General features: G+C 70.2%; 21 protein-coding genes and 1 pseudogene. 12 read left to right on the top strand and 10 right to left on the bottom strand.

Features of this window, described 5'->3' with window-relative positions:
* Position 1: 1 nt before the first annotated feature.
* The 5 genes from ACE7GA_RS21830 to ACE7GA_RS21810 form a co-directional block, all read right to left on the bottom strand.
* Positions 2–1,423 carry an MBOAT family O-acyltransferase gene (locus tag ACE7GA_RS21830; RefSeq protein ID WP_376091480.1) on the bottom strand — a complete coding sequence of 474 codons (1,422 nt, stop codon included), beginning with the start codon at positions 1,421–1,423 and terminating at the stop codon, positions 2–4.
* Between the two features lie 125 nt (positions 1,424–1,548).
* Complete coding sequence (locus ACE7GA_RS21825; RefSeq protein ID WP_376091477.1) at positions 1,549–2,286, bottom strand: SGNH/GDSL hydrolase family protein; 738 nt, start codon at positions 2,284–2,286, stop codon at positions 1,549–1,551.
* Between the two features lie 134 nt (positions 2,287–2,420).
* The gene (locus tag ACE7GA_RS21820) at positions 2,421–3,827 is read right to left on the bottom strand and encodes an FAD-binding oxidoreductase (RefSeq protein WP_376091474.1); all 1,407 of its coding nucleotides are present in this window, start codon (positions 3,825–3,827) and stop codon (positions 2,421–2,423) included.
* Positions 3,824–5,179, bottom strand: coding sequence for an FAD-binding oxidoreductase (locus ACE7GA_RS21815; protein WP_376091471.1), 1,356 nt, complete (start codon positions 5,177–5,179; stop codon positions 3,824–3,826). The genes ACE7GA_RS21820 and ACE7GA_RS21815 overlap by 4 nt, the downstream gene beginning before the upstream one ends.
* A complete protein-coding gene (locus ACE7GA_RS21810) occupies positions 5,169–5,987 on the bottom strand; it encodes a creatininase family protein (RefSeq protein ID WP_376091468.1) in 819 nt (272 codons plus the stop codon). Before ACE7GA_RS21810 ends, ACE7GA_RS21815 begins: the two co-directional genes overlap by 11 nt.
* A gap of 85 nt (positions 5,988–6,072) precedes the next feature.
* On the opposite strand from ACE7GA_RS21810, the gene ACE7GA_RS21805 reads away from it, so the two are divergent.
* Positions 6,073–7,002, top strand: a complete 930-nt coding sequence (locus ACE7GA_RS21805; protein ID WP_376091465.1) for a polysaccharide deacetylase family protein — start codon at positions 6,073–6,075, stop codon at positions 7,000–7,002.
* A 71-nt stretch (positions 7,003–7,073) separates the two neighbouring features.
* Here the strand turns inward: ACE7GA_RS21805 and ACE7GA_RS21800 are convergent.
* Together ACE7GA_RS21800 and ACE7GA_RS21795 are read right to left on the bottom strand one after the other, a co-directional pair.
* Positions 7,074–8,777: pseudogene (locus ACE7GA_RS21800) on the bottom strand (adenine deaminase); the annotation flags it as partial.
* A gap of 14 nt (positions 8,778–8,791) precedes the next feature.
* Complete coding sequence (locus ACE7GA_RS21795; protein ID WP_376091462.1) at positions 8,792–10,393, bottom strand: ABC transporter substrate-binding protein; 1,602 nt, start codon at positions 10,391–10,393, stop codon at positions 8,792–8,794.
* A 94-nt stretch (positions 10,394–10,487) separates the two neighbouring features.
* On the opposite strand from ACE7GA_RS21795, the gene ACE7GA_RS21790 reads away from it, so the two are divergent.
* Both ACE7GA_RS21790 and ACE7GA_RS21785 read left to right on the top strand, forming a co-directional pair.
* Positions 10,488–11,672 (top strand): M20 aminoacylase family protein, encoded by a 1,185-nt coding sequence (locus ACE7GA_RS21790; RefSeq protein WP_376091460.1) that lies wholly within the window; start codon positions 10,488–10,490, stop codon positions 11,670–11,672.
* Positions 11,669–12,607: a nucleoside hydrolase gene (locus ACE7GA_RS21785; protein WP_376091457.1), complete on the top strand. Its 939-nt coding sequence runs from the start codon at positions 11,669–11,671 to the stop codon at positions 12,605–12,607. The genes ACE7GA_RS21790 and ACE7GA_RS21785 overlap by 4 nt, the downstream gene beginning before the upstream one ends.
* A gap of 6 nt (positions 12,608–12,613) precedes the next feature.
* On the opposite strand, the gene ACE7GA_RS21780 is transcribed toward ACE7GA_RS21785, so the two are convergent.
* Positions 12,614–12,895 carry a hypothetical protein gene (locus ACE7GA_RS21780; protein ID WP_376091454.1) on the bottom strand — a complete coding sequence of 94 codons (282 nt, stop codon included), beginning with the start codon at positions 12,893–12,895 and terminating at the stop codon, positions 12,614–12,616.
* Positions 12,896–12,999: 104 nt separating this feature from the next.
* Here ACE7GA_RS21780 and ACE7GA_RS21775 point away from each other — a divergent pair, with 104 nt between their 5' ends.
* From ACE7GA_RS21775 to ACE7GA_RS21735, 9 genes are read left to right on the top strand one after another with little or no spacing between them, the layout of a single operon-like run.
* Positions 13,000–13,782 (top strand): glycerophosphodiester phosphodiesterase, encoded by a 783-nt coding sequence (locus ACE7GA_RS21775; RefSeq protein WP_376091451.1) that lies wholly within the window; start codon positions 13,000–13,002, stop codon positions 13,780–13,782.
* Positions 13,783–13,784: 2 nt separating this feature from the next.
* Entirely contained in the window at positions 13,785–14,627 is an 843-nt protein-coding gene (locus ACE7GA_RS21770) for an ABC transporter ATP-binding protein (RefSeq protein ID WP_376091448.1), read from the top strand.
* Positions 14,624–16,552 carry an AMP-binding protein gene (locus ACE7GA_RS21765; protein ID WP_376091446.1) on the top strand — a complete coding sequence of 643 codons (1,929 nt, stop codon included), beginning with the start codon at positions 14,624–14,626 and terminating at the stop codon, positions 16,550–16,552. The genes ACE7GA_RS21770 and ACE7GA_RS21765 overlap by 4 nt, the downstream gene beginning before the upstream one ends.
* Positions 16,552–17,445: a branched-chain amino acid ABC transporter permease gene (locus tag ACE7GA_RS21760; RefSeq protein WP_376091443.1), complete on the top strand. Its 894-nt coding sequence runs from the start codon at positions 16,552–16,554 to the stop codon at positions 17,443–17,445. The genes ACE7GA_RS21765 and ACE7GA_RS21760 overlap by 1 nt, the downstream gene beginning before the upstream one ends.
* 28 nt (positions 17,446–17,473) lie before the next feature.
* Positions 17,474–18,547 carry a branched-chain amino acid ABC transporter permease gene (locus ACE7GA_RS21755; RefSeq protein WP_376091440.1) on the top strand — a complete coding sequence of 358 codons (1,074 nt, stop codon included), beginning with the start codon at positions 17,474–17,476 and terminating at the stop codon, positions 18,545–18,547.
* Positions 18,548–18,584: 37 nt separating this feature from the next.
* The gene (locus ACE7GA_RS21750; protein ID WP_376091437.1) at positions 18,585–19,874 is read left to right on the top strand and encodes an ABC transporter substrate-binding protein; all 1,290 of its coding nucleotides are present in this window, start codon (positions 18,585–18,587) and stop codon (positions 19,872–19,874) included.
* The gene (locus tag ACE7GA_RS21745) at positions 19,874–20,716 is read left to right on the top strand and encodes an ABC transporter ATP-binding protein (RefSeq protein ID WP_376100470.1); all 843 of its coding nucleotides are present in this window, start codon (positions 19,874–19,876) and stop codon (positions 20,714–20,716) included. Before ACE7GA_RS21750 ends, ACE7GA_RS21745 begins: the two co-directional genes overlap by 1 nt.
* On the top strand, positions 20,713–21,945 hold the full coding sequence (locus ACE7GA_RS21740) for a phenylacetate--CoA ligase family protein (RefSeq protein ID WP_376091435.1): 1,233 nt from the start codon (positions 20,713–20,715) through the stop codon (positions 21,943–21,945). Before ACE7GA_RS21745 ends, ACE7GA_RS21740 begins: the two co-directional genes overlap by 4 nt.
* Positions 21,942–23,585, top strand: coding sequence for an AMP-binding protein (locus ACE7GA_RS21735; RefSeq protein ID WP_376091432.1), 1,644 nt, complete (start codon positions 21,942–21,944; stop codon positions 23,583–23,585). Before ACE7GA_RS21740 ends, ACE7GA_RS21735 begins: the two co-directional genes overlap by 4 nt.
* Here the strand turns inward: ACE7GA_RS21735 and mepA are convergent.
* Positions 23,471–24,286, bottom strand: coding sequence for a penicillin-insensitive murein endopeptidase (gene mepA / locus ACE7GA_RS21730; protein WP_376091429.1), 816 nt, complete (start codon positions 24,284–24,286; stop codon positions 23,471–23,473). The two genes, ACE7GA_RS21735 and mepA, sit on opposite strands and share 115 nt — an antisense overlap.
* Before the next feature lie 92 nt (positions 24,287–24,378).
* Positions 24,379–24,645: a hypothetical protein gene (locus tag ACE7GA_RS21725; RefSeq protein WP_376091426.1), complete on the bottom strand. Its 267-nt coding sequence runs from the start codon at positions 24,643–24,645 to the stop codon at positions 24,379–24,381.
* Between the last annotated feature and the right edge of the window lie 131 nt (positions 24,646–24,776).

The raw sequence follows: 24,776 nt of genomic DNA, 5'->3' as shown, positions 1-24,776 counted from the left end.
CTCAGAACTGGAAGTAGAGGAAGGGGACCGCCGCACGGCTGTAGAGCAGCACGACGCCGAGCGCGAAGCCGAGGAGCGGGCCGACGGCCCACATCGCGCGCCAGAAGACACCCATCTCCTGCGGCCGGCGCATGAAGGGCAGGCGCGTGCCGAGGAGTGGCAGGTACACGACGACGATGGCGAGGATGATCGTCCACCACTGGTCCGGCGTGACCTGCCAGGCCAGCCCGTCCGACAGGCCGAAGCCGTTCAGTCCGGCCATGCCGCGATACATCGTGAAGGCGCTGTGGATGTCGTGGGCGCGGAACACGACCCAGCCGATGATGGCCGCGAGCATCGTGAGCGTGACGCCGGCGATGTAGGGCATGGGGCCGCGTCCCGAGGCGCGGTAGGCGCGGTGCGCCGCCAGCAGGCCGCCGTGCCAGAAGCCCCAGACGATGAAGGTCCAGTTGGCGCCGTGCCAGAAGCCGCCGATGACCATCGTCAGCAGCAGGTTCACGTAGGTCCGGACCAGTCCCTTCTTGTTCCCGCCGAGCGAGATGTAGAGGTAGTCGCGGAGGAAGCGCGACAGCGTCATGTGCCAGCGCTGCCAGAACTCCTGGATCGAGCCTGCGAGGTAGGGGTGGTTGAAGTTCTCCGGGAAGTGGAACCCGCACATGAGGGCGAGGCCGATCGCCATGGCGGAATAGCCGGCGAAGTCGAAGAACAGTTGGAGCGTGTAGGCGATTGCGCCGGTCCAGGCGTCCACGAAGGTCGGGTTGGGCAGGCCGAAGGCTGAATCGGCGACGAGCGCGACGGTGTCCGCGAGGATCACCTTCATCGAGAAGCCGATCATGAAGCGGCGGAAGCCCAGGCCGAACTGGGGGAGCGTGTGGGGGCGGCTCTTCAGTTCGCGCTCGATCTCGGCATAGCGGACGATCGGGCCGGCGATGAGCTGGGAGAAGATCGCCTTGTAGGCCGCGTAGTTGAGGAAGGAGCGGGAGACCGGCACGTCGCCGCGATACACGTCGATCAGGTACGAGACGGACTGGAGGACATAGAAGGACAGGCCGATCGGCAGGATGATTTCGGTCCAGCCGAGTGGTGCGAGACCGAAGGTCGCGCGGAGGTCGTTGAAGGCAGCCACGCCGAAGTTCGCGTACTTGAAGTACGCGAGGACGCCGAGGTTGCCGAGCAGTCCCAGGACGAGCAGCCACCCGCCCTTCGAGGTTTTCGGCCCCGCCCGGTCCATCGCCATGACGACCACGAAGGTGAAGATCGTGACGCCGACGAGCAGGGCGAGGAAGTCCACGCGCCACCAAGCGTAGAAGGCCCAGGACAGGATGAGGATTGGCCAGTTCCGATAACGGAACGGCGTGAGAAAGTAGACCGCGAAGAAGAACGGCAGGAAGAGGCAGAGGAACTCGAACGAGGCGAAGATCATCGACGCGGCGTCCCATGCGTGAGCATGAGCGGCCGCCGCGGCCCCGTGTCGCCTCTCATCCCCCTTACTCCCCCTCGATCAGGTGAAGTACCGGACCGCCCCCCGACGGTCCGGCACGCGCCCTACTATCGGCGCTGGCCCTGCGCCGGGGCCGCCGGCGCGTTGGAGTTCGCGGCCGGGGCCGGTCCGCCCTGGGCGGGACGCGCCTGGATGGCCGCGCGGATTTCCGGCATCTGGGCGATGTACGTGGCAAGAGCCGTGCCGTAGGCGCGGTAACCGTCATTCGTGTAGTGCTGGCCATCGAAGGTGGCCCATTCACCGGGGCGGGACAGGCGCGTGCTGTCCACGTAGGTGCAGGGGGCGACGAGGGTGGCGAGATACTCGTTCATCTCGCGCACGCGATCGAAGGTCTTGAGGTAGGGACCGCCCTCCGTACCCCAGGACGGGCCGATCCAGATGCAGGGGATGCCGAGTCCCTTGATGCGATCGGTCAGCGCGCTGACCTCGTCGCGGATGTTGTCGCGCGGCATCTGGCGCTGCACGTAGCCGGCCATCGTGTCGCCCATCGAGACGGCGATGACGTTCGGGCGGACCTGCTGCACGAGCTCGGCGATCGGGGTCGTGCGGGCATTGCCGCCGCGGACCTGGTTGACCGGCCCGTTCTGCGCGCGGGACGCGGTGCCGCATGACGCGACGCGGGCCGTCAGCCACACGCTGGCCGGAGCGCCGCAGGCCGCGTAGGAGGTGACGCGCGCGCCGCGCTGGATCAGTTGATCCTGCAGCGTGGTCACGAGATAGCCCTGGGAGAACCAGTGGCTATCGCCGAGGACCAGGAGCGAGAGGCCGGCGAGGGCGGACTGCATCTTGCGGAACTCCGGGTGGATCAGGCGCCCGGCCGTTCTGGCCTGCCGGGGGTGGCGGCTTTTCGCCAATTTATCCTGGGGTTGCAATCGCAGAAAAGTGAGACTCGTCCCAGTGTGTTCGCAGGGTCACGCGATCATTCCAGTGCGTCAACGGGCTCGGGTGCATCCGTCTCGAAGAGGTGCACGGATTGGGCGCGTCCCGGCTGCCAGTCCGGCGTATCCCACGCAAGCATCTTGCCCGGATTCAGGAGGCCCTTCGGGTCGGCTTCCCGCTTGAAGGCAAGCTGTCCGGCGTCGACGCGCTTCATGCCGCCTTCCTCGAGCGTGAAGGTGTGGGGATCGAAGATCGGGCAGCCCTCGTCCTCGTGGAGCGCGATGATCTGGCGCAGCCGCTCCTCCGTCGTGAAGCGGACGAGCTGGAGGCCGAAGGCGCAGACCTCGCCCCCGAGGCGCACGAATTCGAGGTGGAGCGGGACCTCGTCGCCGAGGAGCGCCTGCATGCGCGCGATGCGGTCGAGGTGGCGCGGGGCGGGGAAGAGGGTTTGGAGATAGGTGAGGGTGCGGTCCACCTTCAGGGCCTGGAGCGTCGTGTGGTTCCAGGAGTGTTCGTAGAGTGGGACTTCCGCTTCGTCGGTCGGGATCTGGTGAACGATCCGGGCAGCGTGCGATGCCAGCAGCGGCGTCACCGCTTCCAGGAAGGGTTCGGCGATCATCAGCAGCGCGGCGGCGTGGCCGGCGGGGACCTTGGCGCCGAAGCTTCTGAAGTAGTCCTGCGCGACGGGTGCGGCGACGACGGTGGCGAGCTTCTTCGCGACGCCGTCGAGCCGCGCGAAGGCGTCGGCGAAGCGGCAGGCCTCCGCCAGCGTTGGGAAGGCCGCGACGACGTCGATCCAGGGATGGGCGGGGGCGAGGGGGACCTCGACCTCCGTGACGATGCCGTTGGTGCCGTAGGCGTGCACGGCCTTCTGCACGTCGGGGCCGCGGAGTTCGAGGGCGCGAGGCTCTGCCTCGCAGGTCAGCACGCGGAGGCCGAGGACGTTCCCGGGTTCCCGCAGCGTGCCGTAGGTGATGGAGCCGATGCCGGCCGAGCCGCCGGTGACGAAGCCGCCGAGAGTCGCCGTGCGGCGCGTCGAAGGGTGGAAGCGCAGCTCGGCGCCCACGGTGGTGCGGGTCTGCGCCTCGATCTCAATGAGCTTGGCGCCGGCCTGGACGCGGAGGATGTGCGGCGTCGCGGACACGATCCTGTCCAGCGCGGAGAGGTCGAGGACCACGCCACCGCGGAGCGGCATGGCCTGGCCGTAGTTCCCGGTCCCCGCACCGCGGGGCGTGACCGGGACGTCGTGCGCGTAGGCTCCGGCGAGGACGGCGCGAACCTCATCCTCGGTTCGCGGCGTGACCAGCGCCTCCCCGGTCACGCGATTCAACTGGCGCTTCAGGACGGGCGAGTACCAGAAGAAGTCGCGCGACTTCTGCCGGACCAGGGCCGGGTCGGTGGACCAGTCCAGGCCAGGGAGGGAGCGGATCAGGGCCTCGACGGTCATGCGGCGACTTTCGTGAAGGAACGCATCTTGCCGGGATTGAGAAGGCCGAGCGGATCGGCCATCCGCTTGAAGCCGAGCTGGTCGCCATCCACGCGGCGATAGGCCGAGCCGTCCTCGATCGTGATGACGTGTGGGTTGGCGATGGAGACGCCCATCGCTTCCAGGCCAGCCATGATCTCGGCCAGGCGCTCGGGACCGCTCCACTTCACGACGGGCAGGCAGGTAAAGGCGAAGCGGCCGCCGAAGCGGTTGCATTCCAGGTGCAGCCAAAGGTCGTCCGGGAACGCGGCGCGGGCGCGCTCCACGGTCGGCCAGGGGTCGTCCATCGGGAAGCGCATCTGGAGGTAGGTGAAGCCGCGGTCGCGCTTGAGGACCTGCAGCGTCGTGTGATTCCAGCAGTATTCGTAGAAGGGCGTGCGCTTCGGGTCGCGTTCCGCCTCCACCGTGTCCTGTTCGGCGACGATGCGCGTGCCATGCTCCCGCGCAAGGTCGGCGACGGCCCGCAGCGCTGAGAGCGCGACGCTCGCGACGACGAGGGTGTGGCCGGCGGGGACGACATCCGCGATTTCCCGGAAGAAGGGCGGCAAGCGCGGGTCGAAGAGGGCGCACATCTTCTTCGGGATACCGTCGGCATGGGCCAGCGCCATCGCGAAGCGGCCGGCGGCGGAGAAGTCCTCGAAGGTCAGGGCGACGTCCCGCCAGTCCTGCGCCGGCGTGAGCGGCAGGCGGATGAGGGTCAGGACGCCCGTCGTGCCGTAGGTGCGGTTCACCGGCGCAGCCTCGTCCCCCTCCAGGTCGAGGATGCGCGGTGGGTCTTCCAAGGTCGCGACGCGGACGGAGTGGAGGTTGCCGCGTTCCTTCAGCGTTCCGTGCGAAAGGCCACCGACGCCGGCGCCGCCGCCCGCCACGAAGCCGCCGACCGTCGCCGTGCGCTTCGTGCTCGGCCAGAGGCGCAGTTCCCAGCCGCGCTCGCGCGCCCATAGGTCGGCGTCGAGCATCCGGACGCCCGGCTCCAGCTCGGCGATGCCGCCCTCGATGCCGCGGCAGGCGGTCATCGCGGTCATGTCGAGGACGATGCCGCCCTCCATCGGCACGCACTGGCCGTAGTTTCCGGTGCCGGCGCCGCGGGGCGTGATAGGGACGCCGGCCGCGCGGCAGGCGGTGAGGACGCGCAACACCTCCGCCTCGTCGCGCGGGGTGACCAGGAGGTCGGCGGCCTTGCCGTCCAGCATCCCCTTCAGGATCGGCGAGTACCAATAGAAGTCGCGGGACTTCTGACGCACGAGGGCGCGGTCCGTGCTGGCGGGCACGCCGTCTAGCGCGGCGAGGAGGGCGGGAACGTCAGTCGGCACGGGGCTGGTTCCCGATCCAGGCATCCACGTCGAAGGCGGAGACCTGTCGCAGCAGCTCCACGATCCGGTCGGAGGCGAATTCGATGAGCTGGTGGCCGATCTCGGCCGTGGCGGCAGAGGCGTCACCGACAGCACCTGCCGGGTTCAGGTCCTGCGCCTGCCAGGCGGGCGGGGCGCCGCGATCCGGGGCGAGGGCGGGGAAGCCGTTCTCCAGCCCCTGCCAGGCGGAGCGGAAATCGCGGGCCTGAGCCATGTCCACGTTGCCCGGTGTGAGGGCCAGCATGACGGCCGTCTCGTCGCGTCCCGCGTGGATGCCGTAGCGGGATTCGACCGGGTCCTTCAGCGACTCCGGCTTGCCCATGCGGGCCCACATGGCATTGACGGCGACGATGTCGTTCTCGATCCGGATGCGGCGGCAGGCGATGTCGAGGACGGAGACGTTGCCGCCGTGGGAGTTCAGCACGACGAGGCGCCGGACGCCGGCGCGCGCGACGCTGGCGCCGATATCGCTGACCAGCGCGATCAGGGTCTCCGGCGTCGTCGTCAGCGTGCCGGGGAAGCGGAGGTGCTCCACGGAGTTCCCGACGCATTGGGTGGGCAGCGCGAGGACCGGCAGGTCGTCCGGGCACTTGGCGAGAGTGCGGGCGACGATGCCCCTGTTGATCTGCGTGTCCACCGCGACCGGAAGGTGCGGGCCGTGCTGCTCGACGCTCGCGACGGGGAGGAGGGCGACGGTCTCCGGCGGCAGGTCGCGGAACTCGGGCCAGCGGAGTTCGATCCAGTGGCGGGTGCGGAGGGGCTTGGGCAAGGCGCGGCGTTCCCGACGGGTCCGCCGCGGTCTAAGCAAAGCCCGGACCGGCGGGAAGGGCCCCGCCGCGGCAGAGGCTGACGGCATGGACGAGCTCGGGCGCGACACGGCCTATCCGCGGGACCTGCGGGGCTATGGCCGCCGCCCCCCCGATCCGCGTTGGCCCGGCGGGGCGGCCGTCGCGGTCTCCTTCGTGCTGAACTACGAAGAGGGCGGGGAGTACACGCTCCTCAACGGAGACGACCGGAGCGAGGCCTACCTCCACGAAAGCTCCGCCGGTGCGTTGCCGCGACTGGGCGAGCGTGCCGTCACGGTCGAATCGCAGTTCGACTATGGCGCCCGCGCCGGGGTCTGGCGGATCCTGCGGCTGTTCGAAGAGCGCGGCCTGCCGCTGACGGTCTATGCCGTCGGCCGCGCCCTCGAGCTGAATCCGGAGGCCGGACGCGCCTTCGCCAAGGGCGGCCACGAAGTCGCGAGTCATGCCTATCGCTGGATCGACTATCGCGCCATGCCGGAAGAGGCGGAGCGGGAGGACATCGCGCGTGCCGTCGAGGCCGTCCGGGCCACGACGGGCGGCGCGCCCGTCGGCTGGTACACGGGACGGGTGAGCGAGAGGACGAGGCGGCTCATCGTGGAGCATGGCGGGTTCCTGTACGATTCGGACTCCTACGCCGACGACCTGCCCTACTACGTCCGTGTCGCGGACCGGCCGCACCTCGTGATCCCCTATGCGCTTGACAGCAACGACATGAAGTTCGCGATGCCGCCCGGCTTCGCATCCGCCGAAGCATTCACGGCCTATGTCCTGGGCGCGATCGAGTTCCTCATCGCCGAAGGGCGGTCCGGGGCGCCAAGGATGCTGTCGGTCGGGCTGCACGCACGCCTGACGGGCCGGCCGGGGCGCGCGGCGGCGCTGGCGCGGATCCTCGACGCGGTCGCCGGGCGCCCTGAGGTCTGGGTCTGCCGCCGCGCCGATATCGCCCGCCACTGGCTGGCGACGCACCCGCCGGAATAGGGCCCACGAGCGGCGTCAGGCTGCCAACGGAACTGCCGGTCCACCAGCGCGCCCGTGCCGCCATCGGAGATGCCGAGGTCGGTCGGGTGCGGGCCGGGGTTGCAGGCGAGCGACACGCCGGTCACGGAGCGGAAGACCCGGTGCGGCAGGGCCCATTCCATCACCTGGTCCGCCGCGGCGCGGACACGTGCGAAAGCCTCGGCCGTCTCGTGCGGCGGGGTTTCCGCCAGCAGGCCGAAGAGGGGGAGGGGCATCAGGCCCGTGACGACGCCACCTGCGGCGACGGACATGCCGCCGCCCGCCTCGATCAGGGCGTTGGCGGCCGCGGCCATGTCGGCTGGGTCGCGTCCCAGGACCAGCAGGTTGTGGTTGTCGTGGGAGATGGTGGTTGCGACGGCGCCCCGCGGCTCGCCCCAACCATCCATGAGGCACACCACGGGCGACGGATCGCGGCGGCCGTGGCGGTGCAGGATGGCGCAGAGGGTATGGCCCGGCGGCAGCACGGCGGCGCCGTCCCGGACCTCCACCTCCACCTCCCGCCAGGCGACGATGCGGACGCCGCCTACGACGGGAAGGCGTGCCCGGCCGTTCGTGACACCCTTCACGCGGAGGCAGAATGCCTCGGCGGGCTGCAGCGGGATCTTTACCGTGTCGCGCGGCGCGTTCGCCAGGAACGTCCGCGGAGGCGCTTCCAGCAGGCGCCCGTCGCGCGCGACGAGGCGACCGCCGACATAGGTGCGCTCAACGACGACGCCCGGAAGGTCGGAGAGGACGGCGATCTCGGCCAGACGCCCCGCGGCGATCGCGCCGATGTCGTCGCGCTTGAGCCGCAGCGCGGCGTGCAGCGTGGCGCAGCGGATGGCACGCACCGGGTCCAGGCCACGGGCGATGAGGCGCGCGAGGGTGTCGCGCATGCCGCCCTTCTGGACGAGTTCGTCGGGGAAGATGTCGTCGGTGCAGATGACGAGGGTCGCCGGCAGCAAGGGCAGCTCGTTCAGCGCTTGCACCACTTCCGGCAGGACGGGGTCGTGGGAGCCGCGAAGTTCCACCGTCAGGCCGGCGCGGATTTTCTCGACGAAGTCGGCGGCGGCCATGATCTCGTGGTCGGAGGTCACGCCGGCCGCGAGGTAGGCCTGCAGCGCGGCACCGGTCAGGTCGCGGGCGTGGCCGTTGACGTTCTTTCCACTCGCCATGCCCGCGGCGACGATGCCCGACATCTCCGGGCGCTCGGAGACGACGCCCTTCATGTCCATGACCTCGGCGACGCCGGAGACCTCGGGCCAGGAGAGCATCTCCGCCATCTCGGCGGGCCCGATGTCCGCGCCGGCGAGTTCCAGGCCGGGGGCCGAAGGGACGCAGGAGGGCGCGGCGACGAGAACGCGGAGCGGCAGGCCGCGGGAATGCTCGACGGCCCAGCGCACGCCGGGGACGCCGAGGACGTTCGCCAGCTCATGCGGGTCCCATACCGTCGTCGTCGTGCCGTGCGGGACGACCGTCGCGGCGTAGTCGGGCGGTGCCATGAAGGAGGATTCGAAGTGCAGGTGACTGTCCACGAAGCCCGGGGCGAGGAAGCGGCCGGTCACGTCGTGGACCTCCCGTGCGTCGGACCGGGCGCCAGGCGGGTGAACGGAGGCGATGAGCTCGCCGACCAGGCCGACATCGGCCCTGCGGAGTTCGCCGGTGAACACGTCCACGACCGTCGCGCCGGTCAGCAGCAGGTCGAAGGGCGCGTCGCCGCGGGCGGCGCGGATGGCGCCCGATCTTGTTGGAGACATGCGGGGGTTCTGCATCACGGGGTCCTCCCGGCGGAATGGGCCAGGGTCATCTCGTCGGTCCGCGCCTCGTAGGTGAGGCCCCGGCGCATGGCCCAGGTGTTGACCTGGAAGTAGAGGGGGATGAGCGCGGTCTCGTCACGCAGGGCGCGGCGCGTGGCTTCCTGCGTCAGGCGTTCGCGTTCGCGGTCGTCCATCGTCTGGCGCGCACGCTGGATCAGCGCGTCGATCCCGGGGTTACCGAAACGGCCGCGGTTGGCGGTGCCGAGGCCCAGATCGGTGTTCCAGGAATGGATCTGAGTTTCGAGCATGCCGAGGACTTCCGGGTTCGGGGAGAAGCCCGCGAGGTTGACGGAGTAGCGGAGCTGCGCGGCCTCGGTCAGCCACGGCCCGCGCGGCTTCACCTCCACCGTGGCTTGCAGCCCGGCACGGGTCCAGAACTGGGCTATCGCCTGCACGACTTGCTCATCGTTCACGTAGCGATCGTTCGGGCCGTTCACCTGGACTGCGAAGCCCTGCGGATAGCCGGCCTCGGCCAGCAGGCGGCGTGCTGCCTCCGGGTCATAGGCCGGTGGGGTCAGGTCGGGCGAGGTGCCGAAATAGCCGGGCGGGCCGAGATCGCCGGAGGGCAGGCCCTGTCCGCGCAGCACGCGGTCCACGAGCGCCGGGCGGTTGATCGCGATGGAGAGGGCGCGGCGCACCCGGGCGTCGCGGAGCGGGTTCGCGATGGGGCCGCCGCCGCGGGCGTGGACGTGGGGCGAGTTCTCGCGGTCGCTGTCGAGGGTCAGGAAGATCAGGCGGTTCGAGGGGCTGTCGGAGGTCGCGAAGCGCGGTTCGGCCTTGAAGCGCTCGTACTGCTCGGGCGGGACGATCTCGATGAGGTCCACGTCGCCTGCATTCAGGGCGGCGACGCGGGAAGACGCGTTGGCGATCGGACGGAACTCCACCCGCGCGAAGACGGGGGCCTCGCCCGGGAAGGCCGGGTTGCGCTCCGCGACGAAGGCCGCGCCGGGCTGCCAGGAGACGTAGCGCCAGGGTCCCGTCCCGACCATCGCGCGTCCCGCATTGTAGTCGGTCGTCGCTGCCCCCTCCGCATGGCGCTTCGAGACGATCATGACGAGGGCGAGGTTGTTCGCGAGCAGCGGCGTGGGCACGCGCGTGCGGAGGCGCACGACGCCGTTGCCCGCATCCTCGACGCCGATGACGACCCGCGTCGCGTAGCCGAAGGAGGACGGGGAGTTCGGCACGTTGCCGGCGCGGGCGATGGTGAAGGCCACGTCCTCCGCCGTGACGGGCGCGCCGTCGTGGAAGCGGGCCCGAGGATCGAGCGTGAACTCCCAGGTCAGGTCGTCCACCGCGCGCCAGGACGCGGCGACGGCCGGGCGCAGCACCTGGCGGGCATCCTGCTCAACCAGCGGCTGGAAGACGTGACGGGCGAAGGCGATGTTCGTGATGAGGCTGGCATAGTGCGGGTCGAGGCTCGTCGGCCCGGCCTCCACGCCGATGCGCAGGAGGTCCTGCGCACCAGCCGGCGCACCGGCAAGAAGCCCCGCCGCGATCAGGGCGGCGCGGAGGCGATCGCCCCGGGATCGCGTTTGGCGGCGCTGGGGCAGGCGCATCGGCAACTCCGGTCCTGGGCCGCGGCGGGGCGCGCCGTGGCGGAAGCGGGGGCAAACTGGCATGGTCCCTGCCCCAACGGCAACGGACCGCGCCATGCCCATCGAAAGCGACCTCGCCGAACTCGCCCCGGCGATGACGGTGTGGCGGCGCGATCTGCATGCCCATCCCGAATTGGGTTTCGAGGAGGTCAGGACGGCCGCGTTCGTCGCGCGGGAGCTGCGGGCTGCGGAGATCGAGGTGGCCGAAGGGATCGCGCGGACCGGCGTCGTGGGTACGGTCCGTGGCACCCGGTCGGGTGGCGGGAACCGGGCGATCGGACTGCGGGCCGACATGGACGCGCTGGCGATGACGGAGCGCACCGGCGCACCCTATGCCAGCACCATCCCCGGGCGGATGCATGCCTGCGGCCATGACGGGCACACAGCGATGCTGCTGGGCGCCGCGAGGTGGCTTGCGGCACATCGCGACCGCTTCGGCGGCACCGTGTACCTCATTTTCCAGCCCGCCGAGGAGTCGCGGGGTGGGGCGGGTGCCATGCTGGCCGATGGCCTGTTCGATCGCTTTCCGGTGGACGCCGTCTATGGCCTTCACAATCTGCCGGGGCTGCCACTGGGCACCATCGCCGTGCCGAAGCGCGCGGTGCTGGCGAGCAGCGACACCTGGCAGGTCACCTTCCGCGGTCGGGGCGTGCACGGTGCGCGGCCGCATCTCGGCACTGATGCGACGCTCGCGGCAGCGCAGTTCGTGACCGCCCTGCACACGATCGTGTCGCGAGAGGTGGACCCGATGGAGTCGGGCGTCGTCAGCGTCGGCCACCTTGCCGCAGGGGATTACGAGGCGCCGAACGTCATCCCGGCGGAGGTCCTGATCCGCGGCACCGCCCGAGCGCTGACGGCGGCGGTACGCGACCTGCTGGAGCGCCGGATCGCCGCGATCGCGTCGGGCATTGCGGCGACCCACGGGGTTTCGGCCGAGCCGGCCTACCAGCGCCGCCTGCCGCCGACTGTGAACCACCCCGCCCAGGCCGCGACGATGCTCCGCGCCGCCGCGGCGACGGTCGGGGATGAGGCGCGCGACGACCACCCGCCGATCACCGCCGGGGAGGACTTCGCCCTGATGCTGGAAGCCCGCCCCGGCGCCTATGCCTGGCTCGGTACCGGGGAGCCGGCGCATCCGGAGGGCGTGCACCACAATCCGCATTTCGACTTCAACGACGCGGCGCTGGCGACCGGCGCGGCGTTCCTGTGCAGCATCGTCGAGGCGGAGCTCGGCGCTTGAGCTCCGCGACGCGGCGACCCGTCATCCTGGATTGCGATCCCGGCACGGACGACGCGCACGCGCTTTGGCTGGCCCTGGCCTCGCCGGAGATCGACCTGCGGCTGGTCACGGTATCCGGAGGGAATGTCGGGCTGGATCGGACCCTGGCCAACGCGCTCGCGGTGACCGGGCTGGCGGGCGCCTGCGTGCCGGTGGCGCGGGGGGCGGAGCGGCCGCTCCTCGGCCGGTTCCGGAGCGAAACGGCGGTCCATGGGGATGACGGCCTGGCCGGCGTGGTCCTGCCGCGGGGCGGCGAAGCAATCGGCGGGCTGGCGGCCGATGCGATCCGCGACCTGCTGCGCGGCGCTGATCCCGGCGAGTTCACGGTCGTCGGGATCGCGCCGCCGACGAACCTTGCCCTGGCCCTGGCGACGGAGCCCGCCCTGGCAGCGCGGATCGGCGAGATCGTTCTCATGGCCGGGGCCTGGGGGGAGGGGAATTGGACCCCCGCCGCCGAATTCAATGCGGCGAGCGATCCAGAGGCTTTGGCGGTCCTGCTCGGCCTCGGAGTGCCCGTGACGCTCGTCACGCTGGAACTCACCGCGCAAGCGCTCGTCACCCCCGCCCGGATCGAGGCGCTGCGGCGGGCCGGGGGTGGCGCGTGCCTCGCGGCGTCGCGCCGGATCATGGAGGCGACGCCGCCGTCGCGCCGGATGGGTGGGCGCGGGCACGCGCTGCACGACCCCTGCGCCGTGGCCTGGCTTGTGGCGCCGGAGCTGTTCGGCGCGCGGAAGGCGGCCGTCTCCGTGGAATGCGGACAGGGGCCTGGACGGGGCCGGACCCATGTGGACCGCTGGGGCAAGACGAAGGGCGAGGCGACGGTCACCCTGCCCGAGACGCTCGATGCCGACGGGTTCTTCGCGCTTCTGGCCGAGCGGCTCGCGCGGCTGCCGTGACGGCCCTTACCCCTCGGCCAGGGCAGCGGCGGCCCAGTCCCGGCCTTCGGGCGGAAGCCCGTCGAGGCTTGCGTTCTCCGCCAGCGGCGTGACGAGAAGGCTGGCTGGGGAACCGGCCGCCTCCAGCGCGCGGGTCAGATGCGTGCTGAGGTAGGCAGGGGACACGCCGGTCAGTACCAGCAGGCCGGTTCCGAAGACCCAGTGGCTCTCGCTGAGCTGCCAGACCGCCTGCTCCAGGGCCGCGGCGGCTGCCGCGTCGCCGTCGTGGAGGGCGAGGAGAAGGGGCATCGGTGCTCCGCCGGTTGCCGGGATCGATCGTGCCGCCTAGCCCTACGCACCCGGCGCGCGAGCGGATCATCCCCGTTCCGCCGGCGGCACGGAAGGGGGCGGTCTTGGTCCAGGTCATCAGCCATCGCGGGGGGACCTTCCCCTGGCCGGAGAACAGCCTGACGGCGTTCCGGAACAGCATCGCCCTCGGCGTGCCCTGGGTCGAGTGCGACGTGCACTTGTCGGCCGACAGCGTGCCCTTCGTGATCCATGACGCGACGCTGGACCGGACGACGGATGCGACGGGACCGGTGCGCGCGCGGACGGAAGCCGAACTGGGCGCGGTCACGGTCCGGGGCACGGGCGGAGAGGCGCTGCCTAGCTTCGATGACCTCGTCAGCCTGATCGCGCCCTCGGCGACGGGGCTGCAGGTCGAGATCAAGGGCAATGCGGCGGGTACGCGGTATCCCGGCGCCCTGGACCTCGTGCTCGCCGCGCTAGACCGGGCGGGGATTCGGGGCCGGGCAGGGCTCATCGCCTTCGAGGCGCCCCTGGCGGCCGAAGCCGTGCGGGCCGGTGGGCTGGACCACGTGGCATGGCTGCTGACGGACCGGACGGTCCAGCAGATCGGGCCGGCAGGTGCCGTCGCGGTCTGCCATGCCCACGGGATCGGCATGATCGAGACGGAGGCGACGGCCTTGGACGCGGAACTTCTGGCGGCCTGGCGCGCGGCCGGGCTGCGCGTCGCGGTCTGGGGGCGAACCACGCGGCCTCCATCCGGCGGATGCTCGAGCTCGGCGTGGATGCCATGGCGAGCGACGATCCCACCCTGGCGATGCGGATGGCGGCCGGAGCCGCGTGACACTTGCCGCGGCGCCGCAAGGCCCTCATTAGTTGGGGGAAGATAAGAATGACGGGAGCGTCCGTGGGGGAGTCGTCGCCGCTTGAGGGGGCGCCCATTCTCGAAGCGCGGCACGTGTCGCTGCGCTTCGGCGGCGTGCGCGCGCTGACCGACGTGTCCTTCGAGGTGCGGCGCGGCGAGGTCTTCTCGATCATCGGGCCGAACGGGGCCGGCAAGACGTCCATGGTCAACTGCATCTCCGGCCGATACCGGCCGACCGAGGGCAGCGTTCACTTCGGCGGTCAGGACGTGACGCGGCTGCGGCCGAACCGGCGGGCGGGTCTGGGCATCGGGCGGACCTTCCAGAACCTCGCGCTCTTCGGGCACATGAGCGTGCTCGACAACATCATGGTCGGGCGGCACCACCTGCTGCGGTCCGGCTTCCTGCGCGGCATGGGCTACTGGTTCACCGGCGCGCAGGAAGAGGAACTGCGGCACCGCCGCGAAGTCGAGGAGATCATCGACTTTCTGGAGATCCAGCACGTACGGAAGGCGCCCGCGGGAACGCTGCCCTACGGCCTTCGCAAACGAGTGGAACTGGCGCGCGCCGTAGCGCTGCGGCCGAAACTGATTCTCCTCGACGAGCCCATGGCCGGCATGAACCTCGAGGAGAAGGAGGACATGGCCCGCTACATCCTCGACCTGAACGAGGAATGGGGCATGACCGTGCTCATGATCGAGCACGACATGGGCGTGGTGATGGACATCTCCCACCGCGTCATGGTTCTGGATTTCGGGCGGAAGCTGACCGAGGGCGAGCCGGCCGAGGTGCTCGCGCATCCCGAGGTCCGCCGAGCCTATCTCGGCGAGGACATCGACGCGACGGCGCCGGTTCCGGAGGGCGCGGCGTGAACGCCGTCAGCGGGGCCACGCGCGGTCCAGCCCGGGTCTCGGGCGGGGAGGACACGACATTCCCGCGGCTGCTGCGGCGCAACGCCCGGCGGCACGGACGCGACGTCGCCATGCGGGAGAAATCGCTCGGCATCTGGCGCAGCCTGACCTGGGCGGAGGTGGAGGCCAAGACACGCGCCATGGCGTTGGGCCTGCGCGTCTTCGGCATCGGCGAGGACGATGTCGTCGGCCTGATCGGCGACAACCGGCCTGAATGGGTCATGGGCGAGGTCGCGGCGCATGCCCTCGGCGCGCGGTCGCTCGGGTTGTACCGCGACGTGCTGGAGGAGGAGGTGGAGTACCTCCTCTCCTTCGCCGGCGTGACCGCCATCATCGCCGAGGACGAGGAGCAGGTGGACAAGCTCCTCGGCGTCGCGGATTCCGTGCCGTCCCTGCGGCGGATCATCTACTGCGATCCGCGGGGGATGCGGAAATACGCCGACCCCCGGCTGCTCGCTATGGACGACCTGATCCGGGCCGGCGAGGCCGCGGAATCGCGGGAGCCCGCGGCCTGGGACACGCTGGTGGATGCGACCGACGGGGAGCGGGTTGCGATTCTCTGCACGACTTCCGGCACGACGTCCCGCCCGAAGCTCGCGATGCTGTCGGGGCGGGCGCTGATCCGGCACGTCGAGACCTATCTCGGTGCGGATCCCAAGGGGCCGATGGACGAGTACGTCTCCGTCCTGCCGCTGCCCTGGATCATGGAGCAGATCTACGTCCTGGGCTTCGGGATGGTGGCACGCATGCGCGTGTCCTTCGTCGAGGAACCGGAGACGATGATGGCCGACTTCCGGGAGATCGGGCCGAGCTTCGTCCTCTTCGCGCCGCGGGTCTGGGAAACGCTCGCGGCCGACGTGCGGGCGCAGGTGATGGACGCGTCGCCCTTCAAGCGCTGGGCCTTCGAGGCCGGGATGCGCTGGGGGCTTGCGGCCCAGGGGCGGGGTGGGCGGTCCTGGCTCGCGGACGTGCTACTGTTCCGCGCACTACGGGACCGGCTGGGCTTCACGCGGCTGACCTCGGCCGCGACCGGCGGGGCGGCGCTGGGTCCCGACACGTTCCGCTTCTTCCAGGCCATGGGCGTGCCGCTGCGACAGCTCTACGGCCAGACGGAACTGCTCGGGGCCTATACGATCCACCGCGGCGCCGACGTGAACTTCGATACGGTCGGCGTACCCTTCGAGGGCGTGGATCTGCGGATCCACGAGCCCGACCAGAACGGCGTCGGTGAGATCGTCACGCGGCATGCCAACATGTTCGACGGATATCACGGCGTCGAAGACGTCCCCGACCTGCGGGACGGATGGCTTCACACGGGGGATGCGGGCTATTTCGACAAGGCGGGGCACCTTGTCGTCATCGACCGCATCAAGGACATCGCGACCACCAGCCGCGGGGAGCGCTTCTCCCCACAATTCATCGAGAACAAGCTCAAATTCAGCCCCTATGTCGCCGAAGCCGTGGTGCTCGGCGACGGGAAGCCGCACCTGGCCGCGCTGATCTGCATCCGGTTTCCCATCGTGTCCAAATGGGCGGAACGGAAACGGATCTCCTTCACGACCTACACCGATCTCTCCGCAAAGCCGCAGGTGCTCGACCTCCTGCGCTCGGAGGTGGAGAAGGTGAACGCGACGCTTCCGCCGCCGCAGCGGATTCGCGACTTCGTGCTGCTCTACAAGGAACTGGACGCGGACGATGAGGAGTTGACGCGCACCCGCAAGGTGCGGCGTGGCATCATCAACGAGAAGTACGGCACCATCATTTCGGCCATCTATGCGGGGGAGGCCAGCATTCCGGTGGATACCACGATCGCCTTCCAGGACGGCACGAAGCAACGCATCCGCACGACGCTGACGGTCATCGGCGCCACGAAGGCGGTGGCCTGATGGACGGGACCCTCCTCTTCCAGCTCGTTCTGAACGGGCTGATCGTAGGTGCGCTCTACGGCGTCGTCGCGATGTCCTTCGTGCTGATCTACAAGGCCTCGCAGGTCGTGAACTTCGCGCAGGGCGAGTTCCTCCTCGTCGGCGCCTGGACCTGCTGGTACCTGCTGACCCAGTGGCAGTTGCCCTTCGTCTTCGGGTTCCTCATGACGCTCGTCTTCATGACGCTGTTCGGGCTGATCCTGCAGGTGGTCGTCCTCCGGCCGCTGATCGGGGAGCCGGTGATCTCCGTCATCATGGCGACGATCGGGCTGGGCATCTTCTTCCAGGCGCTGATGAAGTGGATGTTCGGCGTCTTTGCGCAGCCTTTCCCGCCGGTCCTCGGTACCGGGCGGACCTCCGTGCTGGGGCTGGAGGTGCAGACGGTCTACCTTCTCTCCCTTGGGATCTCCGTCGTGATCATGGCGGGGTTCGCCTGGTTCTTCACGGCGTCGAAGCACGGGCTGGCGATGCGGGCCACGGCCTTCGACCAGCAGGTGGCGCAGTCGCTCGGCGTCTCCGTGCCCCGGGTCTTCGCGATGTCCTGGGCCATCTCCGCCGTCGTGTCGGCCGTGGCCGGCGTGACGGTCGGGATGGTGAACGGCGTCTCCTCCGCCCTGTCCTTCTACGGCATCAAGGTCTTTCCAGCGGTGATCCTGGGCGGGCTGGACTCGGTTCTGGGCGCCGTGCTCGGCGGGCTGATCGTCGGCGTGCTGGAGAACGTGGCGCAGTACGTGGACAGCCAGTGGCTGAACTGGGGCAACATGTACCAGATCGCGCCGTTCTACGCGCTCCTGCTGATCCTGCTGATCAAGCCCTACGGGCTGTTCGGCACGAAGAACATCGAGCGCGTTTGATGTACACCGCGAACATCGAGCGCGTCTGATGGCCGGCATCGCTTTCACCCCGGCCGGCGATTACAGGACGAGCTACCGCGCCGATACGACGATCTTTCCGACGCGAAACTCGCGCCTCGCGTTGTGGCTCGGCATCGCGCTGCTCTGCGCGGCACCCTACGTCTTCGACCGGTACATGCTGACGCTGCTCGTCAATGTCGGCATCCTCGGCATCGCCGCGCTGGGGCTGAATATCCTCGTCGGGTTCACCGGGCAGATCAGCATCGGGCACGCGGCCTTCTTCGGCTTCGGGGCCTTCGCCTCGGCTTGGCTGCATGAAGCCTTCCACATCCCCGTCCTGCTCTGCATCCCTCTTGCGGGGATCCTGACTGCGGCGATCGGCCTGATCTTCGGGGCACCGGCGGCGCGGCTGAAGGGGCTGTACCTCGCGATCGCCACCCTTGCCGCGCAGTTCATCCTGGAGGACTTCTTCGCCCGGGCCCGCTGGTTCACTGGCGGAGTAGCAGGGCGACTGACCGAGCCGCCGGCGCTAGGCACCTTCCGCTTCGACTCTGAGGAAACCTATTTCTACCTCGTCCTGGTCTGCGTCATCGTGATGTTCGTCGCGGCATCCAACCTGATGCGGACGCGGGACGGCCGGGCGCTGGTCGCGGTGCGGGACCATTATCTCTCCGCCGAGATCATGGGCATCAACCTCGCATACTACCGGACCCTGTCCTTCGGGATCGCCTCCTTCTACGCGGGCGTCGGCGGTGCCCTGTACGCACACCACCTTCAATTTGTCAGCGTCGAGGCATTCAACATCCTCTTCTCCATCCAGTTCCTTGGCATGGTGATCATCGGCGGTCTGGGGTCCATCATGGGCAGCCTGATGGGGGCGGCCTTCATGGTCTTCCTGCCGGAGGTCGTGCAGTCCGGCGCCGACGCAATCGCGGGCAGTGCCGTCGACCAGATGCTGAAGATCGGCAGCAACATCTCCTTCCTGCGGGAGATGGCGATCGGTGCCGCGATCATCCTGTTCCTCATCTTCGAACCGGACGGGCTCGCGCGCCGCTGGCGACTCATCAAGTCCTACTGGAAGCTGTATCCGTATTCGCACTGAACAGGGCCGGGCAAACCGGCCGCAGGAGGAACCGAGAATGAAGATCACGACGTCCCTGACCCTCGCGGCCAGCCTCGCCTTCGCAGGGCCGGCGGTTGCGCAGCAGCGTATCCCCGTCGGGCACCTGATGGACAATTCGGGCGCGACCTCCGACGTCGGCGTTCCCTATGGTCAGGGCGTCGCGGACACGCTGGCCTGGGTGAACCAGACCCGCGGCGGGGTTGCGGGGCGGCAGCTCGCCGTATCCGGCTTCGACTACGGCTATCAGGCGCCGCGCGCCGTGTCCCAGTACCAGTCCTGGACGGGGCGGGAACGGGTGGTCGCCATCCAGGGCTGGGGCACCGCCGACACGGAAGCTCTGGTACGCTTCGTGACGCGCGACCGCATTCCGTTCATCTCCGGTTCCTATTCCGCGGCGTTGACGGATGCGGGCGGGACCTCCGGGCGCCAGGGTGTCGAGCCCGCGCCGTACAACTTCTTCTACGGCCCGTCCTATTCGGATTCGCTGCGCGCGATGCTGCAATGGGCAGCGCAGGATTGGCGCGCGCGCGGCCAGCAGGGTCGGCCCAAGTATGTCCACATGGGCGCGAACCACCCTTACCCGAACTCACCGAAGGAAGCGGGTGAGGCTATGGCACGGGAGCTGGGCTTCGACGTCCTGCCCGCCATCCAGTTCGCCCTGACGCCGGGCGACTACACCGCGCAATGCCTCACGCTGCGCCAGCAAGGCGCGAACTACGCCTATCTCGGAAACACGGCGGGGTCGAACATCTCCGTCCTCCGCGCGTGCCAGACGGCGGGCGTACAGGTCCAGTTCCTCGGAAATGTCTGGGGCATGGACGAGAACGCGATGAAGGCCGCCGGCGCGGCCGCGAACGGCGTCGTCTTCCCCGTGCGTACCGCCATCGTCTGGGGACAGAACGCGCCGGGGATGGAGACGATGCGCGCGATCTCTCGCATCTCGGACCCGTCGGGCAATGCCTATCGCCCCGTGCACTACCTCTCCGGTGCCTGCGCTGCGATGCTGATGGTCGAGGCGATGGAGACCGCCGCGGCCAATGGCGGCCAGGTCACGGGCGAGCGCATTCGCGAGGGCTTCTACACGCGCCGCGACTGGGTGCCGAACGGCTTCCAGGGCGTCTGCAATCCTTCGACCTTCACGAACCAGGACCACCGCGGCACGCTCCGCGTCGCGCTGTACCGGGCGGTGGTGGGCGGCGACACGTCGAACGGTTCGGTCCAGGAACTCATGGCGAACAACACCATGCGCCTGGAGCCCGTGACGATGGTCGAGCTCGAGCGCAAGCGCGAGCTGCTGGGCTGGTGATGCTCGACGCCGCGGCGGGCACGGGGGCGGGGCAGGGGAGCGCTGGCATTGCGCCCCCCTTGCTCGACGTGCGGAACATCGAGGTCGTCTACAACGACGTCATCCTTGTCCTGCGCGGCCTGTCGCTCTCCGTCCCGCAGGGCCAGATCGTCGCGTTGCTGGGCGCCAATGGGGCGGGGAAGTCCACGACGCTGAAGGCGATTTCCGGCCTCCTCAAGACCGAGGAGGGGGAGGTCACACGGGGCGAGATCCTCTTCGGCGGCACGCCCATCAACGGCGTCGAGGCACACGACATCGTCCGTCGCGGCATCTTCCAGGTGATGGAGGGCCGCCGGATCGTCTCCGACATGACCTGTATCGAGAACCTGCGGCTCGGTGCCTTTACGCGCTCGGACGGCGAGGTGAGGAGCGATATCGAGAGGGTGTTCTCCTACTTCCCGCGGTTGAAGGAGAGGACCGGGCTCGCGGGCTACCTCTCGGGCGGGGAGCAGCAGATGCTGGCGATCGGGCGCGCGCTGATGGCGCGGCCGAAGCTGATCCTGATGGACGAGCCTTCGATGGGCCTCTCGCCCCTCCTGGTGAAGGAGGTCTTCGGAATCATCCAGCGCATCAATCGGGAACTGGGCGTGACGATCCTGCTGGTCGAGCAGAACGCGCGCATGGCGCTGTCCGTCGCGTCCTACGGCTATGTCATGGAGCAAGGGAAGGTCGTTCTGGACGGCACGGCGGAGGCGCTGGCCGCGAACGAGGACGTGAAGGAATTCTACCTCGGCGGCCACGGCGCCGAGCGGAAGTCCTTCAAGAACCTCAAATCCTACAAGCGCCGGAAGCGCTGGCTGTGACCCGATACTTCGACGTGTTGGAGACGCGCGACCCGGAGGAGCGGGAAAGCGATCTCCGCGCAAGGCTGCCGCGCTTCCTTGCGGCGGCCGCGGCGGGGTCGGCCCATGCGGCACGCGTGCTGTCCGGGGTGTCGCCGTCGGAGGTGACCGGGCGCGCCGGGCTGATCCAGCTCCCGCTCACACGCAAGTCGGGCCTGATCGCGTTGCAGGCGGAGCAGCCGCCCTTCGGCGGGCTGAACGGCGTTCCCGTCGGCGATCTGGCGCGTATCTTCGTCTCGCCCGGCCCGATCCATGAGCCGCAGGGCGAAGGCACGGACACCTTCCTTCGCTTCGCGCGCGCCCTGCACGCGACGGGGCTGCGGCGCGGCGACGTGCTCCAGAACTGCTTCGCCTACCACTTCACGCCGGCGGGTTTCATGCTGGAAGGCGGGGCGCGCGCCCTCGGCTGCCCCGTGATTCCTGCCGGCACGGGCAATACCGATGCGCAGGCGCGCGCGGCGGCGCAGATCCGGCCCCGCGCCTACTCCGGCACACCGGATTTCCTGCGCACAATCCTGGAGAAGGGCGAGGAACTCGGCCTGGATCTGTCGTCGATCCGGCTGGGGCATGTGTCCGGCGGCGCCTACCTGCCGCCGTTGCGGGCCTGGTACGCCGACCTCGGCCTGACCGTGCTGCAATCCTATGCCACCGCGGAATGCGGCGTGATCGCCTACGAGACGGAGGCGCGCGAAGGGCTAGTCCTGGACGAGGAGGTGATCCTCGAGATCGTGCGTCCCGGCACCGGCGAGCCGTTGCCGGAGGGCGAGGTCGGCGAGGTGGTCGTGACCGTCTTGAACCCTGCCTATCCGCTGCTCCGCTTCGCGACCGGCGATCTCTCCGCCGTGATGCCGGGACGCAGCCCCTGCGGCCGGACGAATACACGCCTCCGCGGCTGGATGGGGCGCGCGGACCAGGCGACGAAAGTCCGGGGTCTTTTCGTGCGGCCGGAGATGGTCGTGGAGATCGCCCGCCGTGTGCCGGGCCTCGGCCGCCTGCGGATCGTCGTGTCCGAACTGGATGGCCGGGACCGGATGGAGCTGCGCGCGGAGGGGCCCCGGGAAGCACGGGACCGGCTCTCCGCCGCGCTCCAGGACGTGACCAGGCTGCGCGGGGAGGTCACGCTGGTGGCAGCCGGGAGCCTGCCGAACGACGGCAAGGTCGTGGACGACACGCGGCCGTCGCCGGCATGACTGCCGTCCTGCCGCCGGGCGCCGACTATGCGGCGGTCGTCGGGGCCTTCACCTGGGACATCCCGCGCCGCTGCAACATCGCCTGGGACGCCTGCGACCGCTGGGCCGACGGCAGCGGCCGCCCGGCGATCCTGCACCTGCGCGAGGATGGTCGGACGGAAACCCTGACCTTCGACGCACTCCGGGCGACAAGCGCCCGGCTCGCGGCGGTCCTTCGGGCGCGGGGCGTCGCGCGGGGCGACCGGGTCGCCGTCCTCCTGCCGCAGGGTCCGGAGGCCGCGATCGCGCACCTCGCGGCCTATCGGATGGGGGCGGTCGCCGTGCCGCTCTTCCAGCTCTTCGGGGCGGACGCGCTGGCCTACAGGCTCCGCGACTCCGGTGCGGCGGCGATCGTGACCGACCCCGTCGGGCTCTCGAAAGTGGCGGAGATCCGCGACGCGCTCCCTGCGCTCCGGACCGTGCTCTCGGCGGGTGGCGGCGCGGACGCGCTCGACCTGCACGAGGAGTTGGCTCGTGCGGCAGACGACACCCCGATCGTGCCGACCGCGCCCGACGACCCTGCGCTCATCATCTACACCTCCGGAACGACCGGTGCGCCGAAAGGTGCGCTGCACGGCCACCGCGTCCTCCGTGGCCACCTGCCCGGCGTGGAGATGCCGCAGGAGGGATTTCCGGCGCCGGGCGACCTGTTCTGGACGCCGGCGGACTGGGCCTGGATCGGCGGCCTGCTCGACGTCCTGCTGCCGTCCCTCTTCCACGGCGTCCCGGTGCTCTCTCTCCGCATGGCGAAGTTCGATCCGGAAGCCTGCCTGACGCTCATGGCCCGGCAGGGCGTGACCCGCGCCTTCCTGCCCCCGACGGCGCTGAAGATGCTGCGGGCCGTGCCCGATCCCGCCCGCTTCGGCGCGCGGCCGCGAAGCATCGGAAGCGGCGGGGAGAGCCTCGGGGCCGAACTGCTGGACTGGGGACGCGGCGCTTTCGGTGTGACGATCAATGAGTTCTATGGCCAGACCGAGTGCAACCTCGTCGTCTCCGCGCGGCACGGGCTGTTCCGGACGCCGCCCGGGTGCATGGGGCGGGCCGTGCCGGGACACCGCGTCGCGGTGGTCGGGCCGGACGGGGTCGAGCGATCGCCCGGCGAGGTCGGCGGCATCGCGATCAGGGGGCCGGATCCCGTGATGTTCCTGGGCTACTGGAGCAAGCCGGAGGACACCGCCGCAAAGTTCGCCGGCGGTTGGCTGATGACGGGCGATCAGGGACGGATGGACGAGGAGGGGAACCTCGCCTTCCTCGGCCGCAACGATGACGTCATCACCTCCGCAGGCTACCGGATCGGGCCGGCCGAGGTAGAGGACTGCCTCCTGCGCCACCCGGCGGTCGCGCTGGCGGCGGTGGTCGGGGTGCCCGACCCGCTCCGGACCGAACGCGTGACGGCCGTCGTGGTCGCGAAGCCCGGAGTCTCGGTCGGGCCGTCCCTCGCGGCGGAGATCCAGGCCCACGTGAAGGCCCGCCTCGCCGGCCACCTCTACCCGCGGGAGGTCCGCTTCGTGGATGCCTTGCCCATGACCGCCACGGGCAAGGTCATGCGCGGGGCGATCCGCGCGTCGCTGGCGCGGGAGGCCGCGTCAGCCCCCGGATAGGACGGCGGCGCAGGCCCCGGCGCCGGCGGACGGCGCGCGTCGGGCGAGAGCCACCAGGCGAGGCTCGCGTCGCAGCCATCCCCGGGCGGGGGCGTCGGGATGTCCTGGCACGCCGGGCTGCCGCCGGGACAGCGCAGCCGCACGTGCATGTGGCTGTCGTGGCCGCGCCAGGGCCTCACCCAGCGCAGCCAGGGCTCGCCCGCATACGCGTGGCAGAGCGTACGCTTAATCCCGTGGTTCACGAGAACCCGGTCCACGCCAGGCAACTCGGCCGCGAGACGGATCAGCCGCGCATGCGCCGCCGTGAACCGCGCGGGATGGGCAGCACTCTCGTCGGGCAGGACGAGCGAGGGGACCTCAATCCGTTCGCGCGCCGCGGGCGGGAGCCTGGGCTTCGGCGTGACGTCGAGCCACACGTCCGCGTCCAGCCCGGTCTGGTGGCTGGCATGGCCGTAGGGCATCGGGCCGCCCCGCGGCTGCGACAGGTCACCGATCCAGAGGTCGGGAAGGCCCGACTCGGCGGCCCGGGCGCCGAGCAGCCGGACCGCGTCCAGCACGGCGGGGTGCCCCCAGTACCGGTTGCGGGACGCCCGGACGACCTGCCAGCCCGGGCCATCGAGGGGCAAGGGCTGCGCCCCGCGGAGACAGCCGGCTGACGTCCCGCCGATGCTGGCCGATGGCCCCGCAGCCGGCGCAGTCACGCTTGCCCAGGGGGCGGGCTGTGCCCGAACTGGCTGCGGGAGTGCTCCCGCAATGGCGAGGGCGGCCCCGGCGATCCGGACGCCGCGTCGGATCACGTCTCGAAGCGGAGCCCGCTCGGCACAGCGGCGGTACCGTTCGGTTGGCCCTGCTGCGCCTCCTTCGCCTTCGCTTCGAGTTCCCGGAGGAGGCGGATGAGGGCGTTCGCGACGTTCGGAACCTGGCCCAGCGGCATCGCGACGACGAAGCCGCCCGTTGCCTGGCCCTCGCCGGACTGGGTCGCGAAGGTGAGGCGAGCGACGCCGTGTCGCACGCTCGCCTCGGTCATGCCGTCGGCGAAGAGGGTCGGTTCCTGGCTCATCTGGACACTCCGGGTTCGTTGCGCGTGAGGGTGGCATGCGCCGGTTCGGCTCGGCTAGACGACGTCCCATCGGTTGCCGCGGGGCACAGCGTGGTGCGGCCCGGAGCTCTTCCGGCAACTGGGGCCGCGCA

The organism is Roseomonas sp. CCTCC AB2023176 (assembly GCF_042259275.1).
Lineage (GTDB): Bacteria > Pseudomonadota > Alphaproteobacteria > Acetobacterales > Acetobacteraceae > Roseomonas.
Note: the sequence above shows the minus strand (reverse complement) of the source record. Positions and strands in the feature narration are given on the sequence as shown.

Bases quoted from the DNA above. Each gene is read 5' to 3' on its own strand.
- ACE7GA_RS21830 (WP_376091480.1), bottom strand. From the start codon at position 1,423: ATGATCTTCGCCTCGTTCGAGTTCCTCTGCCTCTTCCTGCCGTTCTTC.
- ACE7GA_RS21825 (WP_376091477.1), bottom strand. From the start codon at position 2,286: ATGCAGTCCGCCCTCGCCGGCCTCTCGCTCCTGGTCCTCGGCGATAGC.
- ACE7GA_RS21820 (WP_376091474.1), bottom strand. From the start codon at position 3,827: ATGACCGTCGAGGCCCTGATCCGCTCCCTCCCTGGCCTGGACTGGTCC.
- ACE7GA_RS21805 (WP_376091465.1), top strand. From the start codon at position 6,073: ATGGACGAGCTCGGGCGCGACACGGCCTATCCGCGGGACCTGCGGGGC.
- ACE7GA_RS21795 (WP_376091462.1), bottom strand. From the start codon at position 10,393: ATGCGCCTGCCCCAGCGCCGCCAAACGCGATCCCGGGGCGATCGCCTC.
- ACE7GA_RS21790 (WP_376091460.1), top strand. From the start codon at position 10,488: ATGCCCATCGAAAGCGACCTCGCCGAACTCGCCCCGGCGATGACGGTG.
- ACE7GA_RS21780 (WP_376091454.1), bottom strand. From the start codon at position 12,895: ATGCCCCTTCTCCTCGCCCTCCACGACGGCGACGCGGCAGCCGCCGCG.
- ACE7GA_RS21770 (WP_376091448.1), top strand. From the start codon at position 13,785: ATGACGGGAGCGTCCGTGGGGGAGTCGTCGCCGCTTGAGGGGGCGCCC.
- ACE7GA_RS21760 (WP_376091443.1), top strand. From the start codon at position 16,552: ATGGACGGGACCCTCCTCTTCCAGCTCGTTCTGAACGGGCTGATCGTA.
- ACE7GA_RS21755 (WP_376091440.1), top strand. From the start codon at position 17,474: ATGGCCGGCATCGCTTTCACCCCGGCCGGCGATTACAGGACGAGCTAC.
- ACE7GA_RS21750 (WP_376091437.1), top strand. From the start codon at position 18,585: ATGAAGATCACGACGTCCCTGACCCTCGCGGCCAGCCTCGCCTTCGCA.
- ACE7GA_RS21745 (WP_376100470.1), top strand. From the start codon at position 19,874: ATGCTCGACGCCGCGGCGGGCACGGGGGCGGGGCAGGGGAGCGCTGGC.
- ACE7GA_RS21735 (WP_376091432.1), top strand. From the start codon at position 21,942: ATGACTGCCGTCCTGCCGCCGGGCGCCGACTATGCGGCGGTCGTCGGG.
- ACE7GA_RS21725 (WP_376091426.1), bottom strand. From the start codon at position 24,645: ATGAGCCAGGAACCGACCCTCTTCGCCGACGGCATGACCGAGGCGAGC.